General features: G+C 63.8%; 11 protein-coding genes. 8 read left to right on the top strand and 3 right to left on the bottom strand.

Annotated elements, in window-relative coordinates; genetic code table 11:
• Position 1 precedes the first annotated feature (1 nt).
• On the bottom strand, positions 2-1765 hold the full coding sequence (locus J6497_RS15160; RefSeq protein ID WP_225705069.1) for an ABC transporter ATP-binding protein: 1764 nt from the start codon (positions 1763-1765) through the stop codon (positions 2-4).
• A 310-nt stretch (positions 1766-2075) separates the two neighbouring features.
• Between J6497_RS15160 and J6497_RS15155 the strand changes: the two genes are divergently transcribed.
• Positions 2076-3146: a glycosyltransferase family 4 protein gene (locus J6497_RS15155; RefSeq protein ID WP_225705068.1), complete on the top strand. Its 1071-nt coding sequence runs from the start codon at positions 2076-2078 to the stop codon at positions 3144-3146.
• A 144-nt stretch (positions 3147-3290) separates the two neighbouring features.
• Here J6497_RS15155 and J6497_RS15150 read toward each other — a convergent pair whose 3' ends face one another.
• Both J6497_RS15150 and J6497_RS15145 read right to left on the bottom strand, forming a co-directional pair.
• Positions 3291-5225 carry an alkyl/aryl-sulfatase gene (locus J6497_RS15150; protein WP_225705067.1) on the bottom strand — a complete coding sequence of 645 codons (1935 nt, stop codon included), beginning with the start codon at positions 5223-5225 and terminating at the stop codon, positions 3291-3293.
• A 94-nt stretch (positions 5226-5319) separates the two neighbouring features.
• Entirely contained in the window at positions 5320-6345 is a 1026-nt protein-coding gene (locus tag J6497_RS15145; RefSeq protein ID WP_225705066.1) for an ABC transporter substrate-binding protein, read from the bottom strand.
• A gap of 99 nt (positions 6346-6444) precedes the next feature.
• Here J6497_RS15145 and J6497_RS15140 point away from each other — a divergent pair, with 99 nt between their 5' ends.
• The 7 genes from J6497_RS15140 to J6497_RS15110 all read left to right on the top strand — a co-directional run bounded on the left by J6497_RS15140 (position 6445) and on the right by J6497_RS15110 (position 13184).
• Complete coding sequence (locus tag J6497_RS15140) at positions 6445-7092, top strand: TetR/AcrR family transcriptional regulator (RefSeq protein ID WP_225705065.1); 648 nt, start codon at positions 6445-6447, stop codon at positions 7090-7092.
• Between the two features lie 84 nt (positions 7093-7176).
• Positions 7177-7947: an ABC transporter permease gene (locus tag J6497_RS15135; protein WP_225705064.1), complete on the top strand. Its 771-nt coding sequence runs from the start codon at positions 7177-7179 to the stop codon at positions 7945-7947.
• An 18-nt stretch (positions 7948-7965) separates the two neighbouring features.
• Positions 7966-9003, top strand: coding sequence for an NAD-dependent epimerase/dehydratase family protein (locus tag J6497_RS15130; RefSeq protein WP_225705063.1), 1038 nt, complete (start codon positions 7966-7968; stop codon positions 9001-9003).
• On the top strand, positions 8990-9811 hold the full coding sequence (locus J6497_RS15125) for a GNAT family N-acetyltransferase (RefSeq protein WP_225705062.1): 822 nt from the start codon (positions 8990-8992) through the stop codon (positions 9809-9811). The genes J6497_RS15130 and J6497_RS15125 overlap by 14 nt, the downstream gene beginning before the upstream one ends.
• 8 nt (positions 9812-9819) lie before the next feature.
• Complete coding sequence (locus tag J6497_RS15120) at positions 9820-10875, top strand: dihydrodipicolinate synthase family protein (RefSeq protein WP_225705061.1); 1056 nt, start codon at positions 9820-9822, stop codon at positions 10873-10875.
• Positions 10863-11648, top strand: a complete 786-nt coding sequence (locus J6497_RS15115) for an ABC transporter ATP-binding protein (RefSeq protein ID WP_225705060.1) — start codon at positions 10863-10865, stop codon at positions 11646-11648. The genes J6497_RS15120 and J6497_RS15115 overlap by 13 nt, the downstream gene beginning before the upstream one ends.
• 144 nt (positions 11649-11792) lie before the next feature.
• On the top strand, positions 11793-13184 hold the full coding sequence (locus J6497_RS15110; protein ID WP_225705059.1) for an MFS transporter: 1392 nt from the start codon (positions 11793-11795) through the stop codon (positions 13182-13184).
• The last annotated feature ends 38 nt before the right edge of the window (positions 13185-13222 follow it).

Genomic DNA, 13222 nt, shown 5'->3' with positions numbered 1-13222 from the left:
ATCAGGCAGCCTGGGTTGTGAGGCGGCCCATTTCGCGCGCGACCAGTTCGCGGTATGGCCCCCTGCCCTGCACCAGGATATCGGGCGGCCCGTCCTCGACGATGCGGCCGCCCTGTAGCACGACCACGCGATCGAAGCTGCGCAGCGTGGCGAGGCGATGGGCGATCGCGACCACAGTGCGCCCGCGCATCAAGCGCGACAACGCCTCACGTATGGCTTCCTCGGACTCGCTGTCAAGCGACGCAGTCGCCTCATCGAGCAGAAGGATCGGCGCGTCCTTCAAGAAGGCGCGAGCGATCGCGATGCGCTGGCGCTGGCCGCCAGACACCTTGATACCGCGATCGCCGACGATGGTATCCATTCCCTCCGGCAAACTCTCGATGAAGTCGCAGCGCGCCGCGATCGCCGCGCGCAGCACCTCGTCGTCGGTCGCATTCGGCCGTCCGTACCGGATATTTTCCATGATCGAGCGGTGGAACAGCGAGATGTCCTGCGGCACCACCGAGATCGCCTCGCGCAGGCTCTGCTGCGTGACCCGCGAAATATCCTGGCCGTCGATGGTGATGCTGCCGCGCTGCACGTCATAGAAGCGCTGCACCAGCGTGAACAGCGTCGATTTGCCGCCGCCGGATTGTCCGACCAGACCGACCCGCTGGCCGGGCTGGATACGCAGGCTGAACTTGTCGAACACCTGCATGCCGCCGGGATACCGGAACGAGATGTTGTTGAAGGCGATTGCCGCACCGCTCCTGATCAGCGGCTCGGCCTCCGGGTGATCCTTCAATTCGTGCGGGATCAGCAGCGTCGCGAGTGCCTCCGTGAGGCGAGCGACATGCTGGGTTGCATCGACCAGCGCCACGGCAAGATCGCGCGTCGCGCTCAGGATGCAGATCCCGAGCGTGCAGACCAACACCACGTCGCCAGTGGTGGCGGCGCCCTGTTGCCAAAGATTGACCGCCCAGGCCAGCATGAAGATGGTCAGGACCACCGTGACAGCCGCATGGGTGAGCCGTAGCTTTTCGAGATAGCGCAGGCTGCGCCCTCGTGCGACCAGTTCCCGGTTCACGGTGGCATCGAACCGAGCATGCTCGAAGCTCAATCCGCAGAACGCCCGCACCAGCGGCATGTTGTTGATGACGTCAACCATTTCGCCATCCACAGCCGCGGCCTTGTTGGCAAAGTCGTCATGCAGCGGCCTGCCGGCGGCCGCCATCTTGAACATCCCCACCACCATGGTTCCCGCAATGACGATCAGCACCGCCGACATGGTCACGCTCACGGTTCCAACCAGGGCGATCGCTGCGAAGGTTGCCACGCAGGGAGGCAGCACGTTCCAGACGAACATGTTCTCGACCGTGAACACCGCGTTCGATGTCGCGGTGACCCGGCTGGTCAACATGCCCGGCAGGCGGTCGGAAAAATAGCTTGGCGAGTGGCCGGTGAGATGGCGGAACATGTCGCGGCGCAAATCCCCGGTGACGCCGACGAAGGCATAGCTCGCGATCCAGCTTGCGATCCGCCAGAGAAAGTTATCAGCCGCGATCAGGCACATGAGCAGAACGAATGCCAGCCATACGCCGCTCGGCTGAGCCGGGCCGGCTGACAGGCTATCGACGAGGTTCTTCACGCCGTACTGCGTGCCTACCGAGCAGGCGACTGCGCCGAGAACGCAACCCAATATCACCGCGTGTGATGCGGGCCGCCGCCGCAAGTAACGCAACACGAAAGGAAAGGGGCGGTGCGCATACCCTGAAAGATTGTCCATGACGCCTGCAAACCTGTTGAGCAGAAAGGTGAATTTCCTAGTGCACCGTTCCGCACACGATTCCGTGAGGAACGATGATCGATGTTTCGTATCGCGAAGCCATCACTGCGCAACAATTCTGCAGCACCGATATGTGCGAAAATTTGTTCGCGGCAAATGGCATCAGCAAGACCACACTGTGAAGGAAGAAAGAACGACCCGCACATGAAAGGAACTTCGCACGTGCGGGAACGTTCCCGTTACCGCATGCCGGTGCTGGACAAATGGGGTTGGGCTTGAACATCCCACATCACACATAGGAGACGAAAACATGCGCATCGCGCAGGTTGCGCCGCTGACGGAGGCTGTTCCCCCGAAGCTCTATGGCGGCACGGAACGGGTCGTGCACTGGCTGACCGAAGAACTGGTCACGCTGGGCCACGACGTCACCCTGTTCGCCAGCGGGGATTCACGGACCTCGGGCAAGCTGGAGGCGACTTGGCCGAAAGCGTTGCGCCTCGATGGGTCGGTTCGCGATCCCAACGCGCTGCACATGGTGCTGCTCGAGCGCGTCCGACAGAAATGCGATCAGGAGGAGTTCGACTTCCTCCACTTCCATCTCGACTATTATCCGTGGTCGCTGTTCCAGCGGCAGCCGACACCGTTCGTGACCACCCTGCACGGCCGGCTGGATCTTCCCGAGCATCAGCCGGTGTTCGACACGTTCCCGGAAGTGCCGGTGATCTCGATCTCCAACGCCCAGCGCCGCCCGGTGCCGCAGGCGAATTGGGTGAAGACGATCCATCACGGCCTGCCGGAAAACCTGCTGACGCCGCAGGCGGTCACCCCATCCTATCTCGCGGTGCTCGGCCGCATCGCGCCCGAAAAGGCGGTTGACCGCGCCATCAAGATTGCAATGCGCTGCGGCATCCCCTTGAAGATGGCGGCAAAGGTCGACCGTGCCGACCAGGAATATTATGACGCGTGTATCCGCCCTCTGATCGAGGGCAATTCGCTGGTCGAGTTCATCGGCGAAATTAGCGACCGCGAGAAACCAGAGTTCCTGAGCGGTGCGATTGCGTTGTTGCTGCCGATCGACTGGCCCGAGCCATTCGGCCTCGTGATGATCGAGGCCATGGCCTGCGGCACGCCGGTCATTGCCTACAACCGTGGCTCGGTGCCGGAGATCATCGAAGACGGCCTGACGGGCTTCATCGTCGAGGACGAGACCAGCGCAGTCGGCGCGGTCGGCCGGCTTGCCGCGCTAAGCCGACAGACGATCCGCCAGCGGTTCGAGGCCCGCTTCACCGCGCGTCGCATGGCGCTCGACTATCTCAACGCCTATCGCGACCTGATGGAAGCGGCCTCGCCGCGTGTCAGGCTGGTGGCAAGCGCGGAGTAAGTCACGGCGTACGGTGCCGTAGGGTGGGCAAAGCGCAAGCGTGCCCACCTTTTTCTTGCACCGGCCGTGGATGGCGGGCACGCGCAGCCTGTCATCGGGCGCGCGTTCGCGCGACCCGTTGGCTTTGCCCACCCTACGCGCCAATCAACTCACCGCCGTTCGCTTCGGCTCGACGATCTCGAACATTCGTGGAAACTCGTCCATCAGCGTCATCAGTTCAGCGAGCCGCATCGCGTTGCCGCTGACGCTGATTTTGCCGCCAGCGACCGCCTCCGGAAACGTCGTCAATTTGGCAATGACTTCATCGAGTGTGCTTCGCGCCAGCGTGAAGCTTGCGTCGGCATCCTCAGCTTGCGCATCGGCGACATAGGTCAGCGCGCAATTCTCCAGGTTCAGGATGAAGGCCTCGTTGGTATCGGTGAATTTCCAGTTCAAGACCATGCGCTTGCCCTCGGCCTTGGGGCCGTTGAGGCGGATGCCGAGCACGTCCCAGAGCTGTTCAGTGCGGAGCGCGGCAAGCGTTGCGCGCGGCATCGCCGGTCGCGCCGGCGCCTTCGGCATGCCCTGCCGCAACTCCTGCGCGCCGAACAGATAGCTGTTGCGCCAGGTCGCGCTTTCCGCGGCGTAACCGAGTTGCTCGAACGTGTCGGCCAGCAGCGCGCGGGCCGCCGCATTGTCCGGCTCGGCGAACACCAGATGGCTCACCGCTTGCGCGACGAAACGGAATTCGCCGTTGGCGAGGTCCTTCCGCGCGAGTTCCAGGATGGCATCCGCGCCGCCCATATACTCGACATATTTCCTTCCCGACTCGACCGGCGGTAGCGGATCGAGATTGACGGGGTTCGCGTCGTACCAGCCGAGATATTTCTGGTAGATCGCCTTCACATTGTGCCTGATGTGGCCGTAATAACCCCGCCCGTGCCAGGCGCCTTCCAGGCTTTTCGGCAGACGGATGGTTTCCGCGATTTCGCTCGCGGCGAGCCCATGGTTCATCAGGCGGACGGTCTGGTCATGCGCGAACTTGTAGAGATCGCGCTGCTGGCGGATCATGGTGTCGATCCGCTCTCGCCCCCACACGGGCCAATGATGCTGGCCGCACATCGCCTCCGCCTTGCCGCCCCACATCTTGAGCGCCTCGCCGAGATATTTCGACCACGCCAGCGCATCGCGCACATCCGCGCCGCGGAACGGCAGCAGATTGTGGAAATTGTGTGTGCAGTTTTCGGCGAGATTCAGCAGCTTGTAGCGTGGCAGATAGAAATGCATCTCCGCCGGCGCCTCGCTGTTCGGCGCCATCTGGAATTCGAATTCGACGCCGTCGATCACGCGCTTGTCGCCAGTGGCGAGGATCAGATCGGTCGGCCGCAACAACGCCACCGATCCGGCTGCCATCGACTTGCCGAGTCCGCAATCGACCTGACCGCGCACTCCCTTCGCCAGGAAAGGCCCGAACTGATATTGCGCGCGCCGCAGCATCGCCGGGCCCGCAATGATGTTCTCGGAGACCGCGTGCTCCATGAACATGTCAGGCGCGATGATCGGCACCTGGCCGCTCGACAGGGTTTCGTCATCGAGCGCCCCGCGGGCGCCGCCCCAATGATCGGTGTGGGTGTGCGTGAAGATCATGGCCGCGACCGGACGCCTGCCGCGGTGCCTGAAATAGAGATCCATCGCAGCACGCGCGCCCTCGATCGAGGTCAGGGTATCAACCACGATCACGCCGCTGTCACCCTCGATCAGCGTCATGTTGGCGATATCGAGGCCGCGCACCTGATAGACGCCGGGCACCACCTCGAACAGGCCGTGATGCATGTTCAGCCGCGATTGCCGCCACAGGCTGGGATTGACCGTGGGTGGGGCGTCTTCCGAGGCAAGGAAACGGTAGGGTTCGAGGCTCCAGACCACCCTGCCTTGTGCAGTGGCGGTATGCGCGTTTTCGATGGTGCCGAGGAAGCCACGCGCGGCGTCGTCGAAATCGGCCGTGTCGTAAAATGGCAACGCATCCAGCATCGCGGCGTGCTGCGCGACCACGGAGGGCGAAGCGTCCTTGGGAGCTTCGCCGGCGAGTATCTCTGTCATGTCTGGTCCCTCCCTGCCCGACCGTTCGGTCCGGCTATGGAAAGGGATTTATGAGCCTGTGGTTTCGTGCGTCAAATGCGTTCTGCAGCCCGAGCTACTTCTTCACCTTGCTCGCATCCATCTTGATGCTGGTATCCAACATCTTGGTCGAAAACGCCGTGTTCACGTCGAACGGCTTTTCCATGCCGAGATAGGTGTGCACCAGGTCGTAATCCTTCTTCATCCGCTCGGCGTCGATCCAGCCGAGCGCCTTGGTCGTGGTGAACTCGTCCGTCATCAGGAACTTGATGCGCTCCCATTGCCGCTCCTGGTTCTCCCGGTCGAGTCCGGAAACCTGCTCGAGCAGCGCCTTCAGGCAGGGCGCAACATCGGCGACGCACGCGGCATAGGCCTTCTGCGTGACCCGCACGAATTCCTCGACCAGCTTCGGATTCTTCTGAAGGAACGCGCCGTTGACGATCAGCGAATTGCCGTAAGGATTGAGCCCGATATCCTTCCAGTTGACATAGCCGAGATCGGCACCGAACTCGATCGCCTTGAGATCGTGCTCGTTGTAGAAATCGCTGATGATGTCGACGGTATGGCTTTTCAGCGCCGCGATCTTTGCGGTCGGGCCGACATTGACGAAATTGACGGCATCAGGCGCGATCCCGGCTGCCTTGGCGAAGGCCGGCCACATCACGCGCGAGGCGTCGCCTGGCGGGTTGCCGATCTTGTGGCCGGGGAAATCCCTGACCCCGTTCACGCCATAGCTCTTCAGCCAATAGAAAGTCTGCCCGGTATTGGCGTAGATGCTCATCAGCGCCACCACGTCGGCGCCCTTGCTCCTCGCCACCAGCATGGTGGCGAGGTCTGCGATGCCGAACGGCGAGCCGCCGGAGCCGACCTTCAGCGAGGAGACGCCGGAGCCCTTGCCGGTCTCGATCGTGAGATCGATGCCGGCCTTCTCGTACCAGCCCTGCGCCTTGGCGTAGTAAAACGGCGAATGGTCCGCTGTCGGCGTCCAATTCAGGATCAGATTCACGGACTCGGCGGCGCGCGCCAGCGTCGACGCGACCAGCGCAAACGCCAGGGCCGGCGCCAACCCCAGTGTCAAGGCTGCAAGCCTCAAACCCTTCATCGCAATTCTCCTCGTCTGCAACCCGGCCTTGTCGCACCCCGTTTGTGACGTTACCAATGCAACAAGGCACAGACGTAGTTGTCAACTGTTTGGTTGAAAATGCTGAAGCGACGATCCGACGACACAAGGCCGCAGCGGCGCGATCCCGTTGCCACGCAACGGAAACTCCTGATCGCGGCGCGGCGCGAATTCGCCCAAAATGGACTTGCCGGCGCCAGGGTCGACGAGATAGCGGCCAGGGCGGGCGTCAACAAACAGCTTGTCTACCACTATTTCGGCGACAAGGACGCGCTCTACCTCGCCGTGCTCGAATGGGTCTATGAGGAAATCCGCGAGCAGGAGCGCAAACTGAACCTGGAGGGACTGCCGCCCGAACAGGCGATCAAGAGGCTGATCGAAGCCTCGTTCGATCACCTGGCGGCCCATCCCGATTTCATCGTGCTCCTGAACGACGAGAACCGCGGCGGCGCCCGCCACGTCCGCGGCTCCCGCCGGCTGGAGGCTATGCACTCGCCGCTGGTCAGCATGGTCTCGAAGATCCTGAACGAAGGCGTGCGCGCCGGCGTATTCCGGCGCGGCATCGATCCGGTGCATCTCTATATCTCGATCGCGGCGCTCGGCTATTTCTTCTTCTCCAACACGCCGACGCTGTCGGCGATCTTCGGCAAGGACCTGTCGAGCCCGGCCGTGCGGCGGGCCCGGCGGCGGCACGTGACTGACCTCGTGATGCAGTCGCTCCGGCCGTAATCAACCAGATGGTTGAAAGATTGATGCGACCGGTCTAGGCTGGAGGCAGGCGGCCGGCGGGCCAGTGTTTCGAAGGAGCAATCGGTGTTCGGTGACGGCGGACGGTCCACGCGGTCCATCGCGATCATCCTGATCGTGCATCTTGCCGTGATCGTGCTCTGGCAGGTGCTGGTCGACGCCTTCCAGGTGCCGAAATTCATCCTGCCCTCGCCGCTTGCGACCCTCGCCACGCTGAGCTCCGCCAAATATGCCTGGCTGTCGAACCTACTCGTCACCGCAGCCGAGATCCTTGGCGGCTTCTGCCTCGGCGCGCTGGTTGGCGTCGCGCTCGCTGTCATCTTCAGCTGGTCGCCGCTGGTGAGCCTGTTGCTGCTGCCGCTGTTCGTGACGCTGAACATGATCCCGAAGGTGGCGATGGGACCGCTGATCATCGTGTGGTTTTCCTACGGGATCATTCCGAACATCCTGATCGCCTTCAGCATCTGCTTTTTTCCGATCCTGCTGACGACCGCACGTGGCCTGCGTGAGGTCGAGCCCGACCTGCTCGACCTCGTCAAATCGCTGCGCGGCTCGCGCTGGACGCTGTTCCGCAAGATCCAGTTGCCGGGATCGCTGCCTTACGTGTTCTCGGGCATGAAAGTCGGCGCTATCCTAGCGGTTGCCGGTGCAATCGTTGGTGAATTCATCGCCTCCGAGCGCGGGCTCGGCTATCTCATGATCCAGGTGCAGTCCTCGCTCGATACGCCGGCCATGGTGATGGCGGTGGTGCTGCTGACGCTGCTCGGCGTCGCGCTTTACGGCCTGGTGCTCGGCCTTGAACGGCTGTTCGTGGTCTCCGATATCCGGCTGCAATAAGAAACCAAGGAAAGAACCATGCTGCTCACGCGTGACACTTTGCCGAAGACGATCCCGGATATTGCAGCGCTCGACGACCTGCTGTGCCGGCCGAGCCGGGCCTTGATCGACGATCTCAGCAAGGTTGACGGCGAAATCATGATCCTCGGCGTTGCCGGCAAAATGGGACCGACGCTGGCCGGCCTTGCCAGGGCCGCCGCACCGGACCGCCGCGTGATCGGTGTTGCCCGCTTCAGCGATCCCGCGGTGAAGGGCTGGCTCAAGAAGCGCGGCATCGAGACCATCAATTGCGACCTGTTGGACGAGACCGCGATCAGAGCGCTGCCGAAGGCGCCGAATATCATCTTCATGGCCGGCCGCAAATTCGGCGCCGAGGGCGACCTGTCGCTGACCTGGGCGATGAACTCGCATGTCCCCGCGCTGGTCGCGCAGGCGTTCCCCGCTTCGCGGATTGTCGCGTTCTCGACCGGGTGCGTCTATCCGTTCGTGCCGGTCGATGGCAAAGGCTCCGACGAGAGTATGGCGCCGAACCCGCCCGGCGAATACGCGCAATCCTGCGTCGGACGCGAGCGCATGTTCGAATACTTCTCCGGGAAGTTTTCGATGCCCGGCCGCCTGTTCCGCCTGAACTATGCGATCGACATGCGCTATGGCGTACTGCACGACATCGCGACCAAGGTGCTTTCGGGTGCCCCGATCGACGTCAGCCTCGGCCATGTCAATTTCATCTGGCAGGGCGATGCCGCCGCACAGGCGCTGCGGTGCCTTGCGCATTGCACCACGCCGACCTCGCCGATCAATGTCAGCGGTCACGAAATCCTCGCGGTGCGCGATCTCGCCGCCAAATTCGGCACGCGCTTCGGCCGCGATCCCGTGATCGTCGGCAAGGAAGAGCCGACGGCGTGGCTCACCGACACCTCACAGGCGGTCAAGCTGTTCGGACAGCCGATCATCGACACCGAGCAGCTGATCGCCTGGACCGCGGACTGGGTGGCGCGCTCGATGCCGAGCCTCGGCAAGCCGACCAAATATGAGGTGCGCGATGGCCGATACTGAGCCTGTCGCCATCGTCGAACTCGGCGTCGATGACGCAGCCGCTGGCCTTGCGCTGTCGACCGAGGCGCGCTGGAACCAGAACGAGGCCGACTGGCGCTTCTTTCTCACCAACGGCATCGTGTTCGGCGTCCGCGACGGAACCCATCTGGTCGCAACCGCGGCACTGCTGCCGTATTCCGCCGGCAACGCCTGGATCAGCATGGTGCTGGTGACCGAGCGCTGGCGCCGCAGGGGGATCGCGACCCGGCTGGTCGATGCCTGTCTCGATGCGGCAAGACAGCGCGGGCTCACCACCTGGCTCGACGCGACGCCGGCGGGCGCCACGGTGTACGGCCCGCTTGGGTTCACGCCGACATTGCAACTCCGGCGCTTGCGGTTTGAACATCCGGCGCACGAAGCACCCGCGATGCTCGCAAACTCCGATGTCGGCGCACTCAGCGCGCGCGACCGGCGCGCCATGGGATTTGAGCGCAACGCCCTGCTCGCCGAATTCGGCGCGCGCACAGGCTCGCGCATTCTCTCCCACGGCAGCGCAATGGCGCTCACGCGCGACGGCCGCACCGCGCGCCAGATCGGACCACTGGTCGCGGATAATGCCACGGACGCGTTGGCGCTGGTCGACGCGATCAGCCGGACCGAAACCGGCCCGCTCCTGATCGACGCGATCGCCTCGCAGGAAACATTCATCGCCGGATTGACCGGCGCCGGCTGGAGCATCGAGCGGCCGTTCCAGCGCATGCGGTTCGGTCGCGCCACCACGCAAAGCGAAGAGCTTCCTTTCGCCGTCGCCGGCCCGGAATTTGGATAGGATTGGCCATGCACCACAGCGAGATCAAATCCGAGATACGCAAGCTGATCGCCGATGGCACCGTGCTGCCCGCGCACCCGCTCGCGCTCGACGCCAAGCGCGCGCTCGACAGGACGCATCAGCGCGCGCTGACGCGCTATTATATCGACGCCGGCGCCGGCGGTCTTGCGGTCGGCGTCCACACCACGCAATTCGCGATCCGCGAGGTCGGGCTTTATGGGCCTGTGCTCGAGCTTGCCGCCGAGACGGCGGCGAACTGGACGAAGCGGCCACTGGCGATGGTCGCAGGCCTCGCCGGCCCGACGCAGCAGGCTGTCTCGGAAGCGCGCACCGCGCACGATATCGGCTACCACGCCGGCCTGCTCAGCCTCGCTGCGATGAAGATCGCCTCGGAAGACGACATCATCGCGCATTGCCAGGCGGTCGCGCGCGAGATCCCGCTCATCGGCTTCTACCTGCAGCCCGCGGTCGGCGGAGTCGTCTTGAGCGCGGATTTCTGGCGGCGCTTTGCGGCGATCGACAATGTGATCGCGATCAAGATCGCGCCGTTCAACCGCTATCGCACCCTCGACGTGCTGCGCGGCGTTGCAGCGGGCGGTGCCCTCGACCGCGTCGCGCTCTATACCGGCAATGACGATCATATCCTGCTCGACCTGACCTTGCCGTTCGACCTGCGCGAGAACGGCGTCACCACCCGCACTTATTTCAAGGGCGGCCTGCTCGGTCACTGGTCGGTGTGGACGAAAACGGCAATCCGGCAATTCGAGATGTGCAAGGCGGCGCGCCACAAGGATACGGTGCCGGCCGATCTGCTCGCGCTCGATGCGCGCGTCACCGATTGCAACAGCGCGTTCTTCGACGTCGCCAACAATTTTCATGGCTGCATCGCCGGCTGTCACGAAATCCTCCGCCGCCAGGGCTTGATGGAAGGCATCTGGTGCCTCGATCCGAACGAGGGCCTCAGCCCGGGCCAGATGCAGGAGATCGACCGCGCCTGCCGCGAGCATGCCGATCTCAGTGACGACGCCTTCGTCGTCGCCAACCTACAGAAATGGCTGGCATGACGGCCGAGCCCTTCATCAGCCTGCGGAATGTCCGCAAGATCTACCGATCCAAGGGAGCCGAGTTCCTTGCCGTCTCCGATGTCACGATGGACATCGCCGAGGGCGAGCTGGTGGCGCTGGTCGGGCCATCCGGCTGCGGCAAGACCACCGTGCTGAAGATCCTCGCGGGCCTGCACGGCGCCGATGGCGGCACGATCAAGATCGGCAACGCGAAGACGCCGTTCGATCCCGCGCGCGATATCGGCATGGTGTTCCAGCAGGCGCTGCTGCTCAAATGGCGCACCATCCTGGACAATGTGCTGCTGCCCGCCGAGATCGTCGGCCTGCCGATGAGGGCGGCGCGGGAGCGTGCCCGCGACCTGCTGAAGCTCGTCGGCCTTGCCGGCTATGAGGACAAATATCCGCAGCAGCTCTCTGGTGGCATGCAGCAGCGCACCGCAATCGCTCGCGCTTTCATCCACGATCCGAAGCTGATCCTGATGGACGAGCCGTTCGGTGCGCTAGATGCGCTGACGCGCGAACAGATGAATCTTGAGATGCTCAGGATCTGGCGGGAGAGCGGCAAGACCATCATCTTCGTCACCCACAGCATCCAGGAAGCGGTGTTCCTGGGCTCCCACTGCGCCGTGCTCACCGCGGGTCCCGCACGGATGGCGGAATATTTCCCGATCGAACTGCCCCTGCCCCGCGCGCTGCCGATCAAGACCACGGACGAATTCGGCGCCTACGCCCGGCGCATCTATGCCAGGCTCGGGCTTAGCGCGAACGCCTGATCCATAGCGCCTGCACGGCTGACGCCGAGCCGGAAGGCAGGATTGCGCATACGCATCATGCAACCGCACGCCTGTGGCAACCCGCGCACGCGTAGTACATCGCCGATAGGGCGGGATCCCGTCCTTCCGGAGAACCTGACCACAATGGAAATGCTCGCGGCGAAGGCGCCGGTCGCGCCCGTCATGGACGGCTTGCCGCCAGAGCGGCGGCGCTGGGCCGTTGCCGCGATCTTCACCGCGCTCGCGATGGCTTCGCTCGATACCGCGATCGCCAATATCGCCTTGCCCGCGATCGCGACGGACCTGCAGGTCAGCCCGGCTGATGTCGTCTGGGTCGTCAACGTCTACCAGATCGCGCTGGTCGCAACCCTGTTGCCGCTTGGCGCGCTCGGGGAAATCGTCGGCCATGAGCGCATCTATCTCGGCGGCCTGCTCCTGTTCACGCTCGCCTCGCTCGGCTGCGCACTCGCATGGTCGCTCGAGAGTCTTCTTATCGCGCGAGCGCTGCAGGGGCTCGGCGCCAGCGGGCTGATGAGCGTCAACACTGCACTGGTTCGCTACGTCTACCCGAGCAGGATGCATGGCCGCGGCTTCGGCCACAACGCGCTGGTGGTCGCGACCGCGTTCACCCTCGGACCGACGATCGCCTCCGGCATCCTGGCCTTCGGAACCTGGCCGTGGCTGTTTGCCATCAACATTCCGTTTGGCTTGATCGCGATATTCATCGGGATGAAGACCCTGCCGCCCACGCCGCGCGCCGTGCATGCTTTCGACTTCGCCGGCGCAGTGCTGGCGGCGGGCTGTCTCGGCCTGTTCATCATCGGCATCGGCAGCGCCGCACATAAGACGTCGCCGGAGTGGGTGGTGGTCGAGCTGGTCGGCGCGGTCGTGCTTGGCTGGCTCCTGATGCATCGGCATCGGGATCATCCGGCGCCGATGCTGCCGATCGATCTGTTCCGCCGGCCGATGTTTGCGTTGTCGGCTGCGACCGCGGTCTGCTCGTTCGCGATCCAGGGCCTCGCCTTCGTGTCGCTGCCGTTCTATTTCGAATCCGTGCTGATGCGCTCGCAGGTTGAAACTGGCTTCTTCATGACGCCGTGGCCGCTGGTGGTTGGCATCATGGCACCGATCGGCGGCCGAATGTCCGATCGGTATCCGGTCGGCATTCTCGGCGGTATCGGATTGATCCTGCTCGGCATCGGCATGGCGCTGCTGGCGACGCTGCCGGCCTCGCCCAGCATCCCCGATATCGTCTGGCGCATGGTGATCTGCGGAATCGGATTCGGCTTCTTCCAGACGCCTAACATGAAGGCATTGATGAGCAGCGCGCCGCCCCATCGCAGCGGTAGCGCCAGCGGCATCGTTGCAACCGCGCGCCTGACCGGGCAAACCATCGGCGCCGCACTCGCCGCCTTCTGCTTTGCCATCGCCGGCCATGAGGGTGCAATCTACGCCCTCGCACTCGGCGCTGGATTTGCCGTGCTCGGAAGCGCGATGAGCTTCCTGCGGCTCGCTGTCGCGCCCAAGAGAGCGTGACCCTGCGATAAGCACAAGAGATAGAAAACACCGCATCA

Origin of the sequence: Bradyrhizobium cenepequi (assembly GCF_020329485.1) — a bacterium.
Lineage (GTDB): Bacteria > Pseudomonadota > Alphaproteobacteria > Rhizobiales > Xanthobacteraceae > Bradyrhizobium > Bradyrhizobium cenepequi.
The sequence above is the reverse complement of the archived record's forward strand: the minus strand, read 5'-3'. Positions and strand labels throughout refer to the sequence as shown.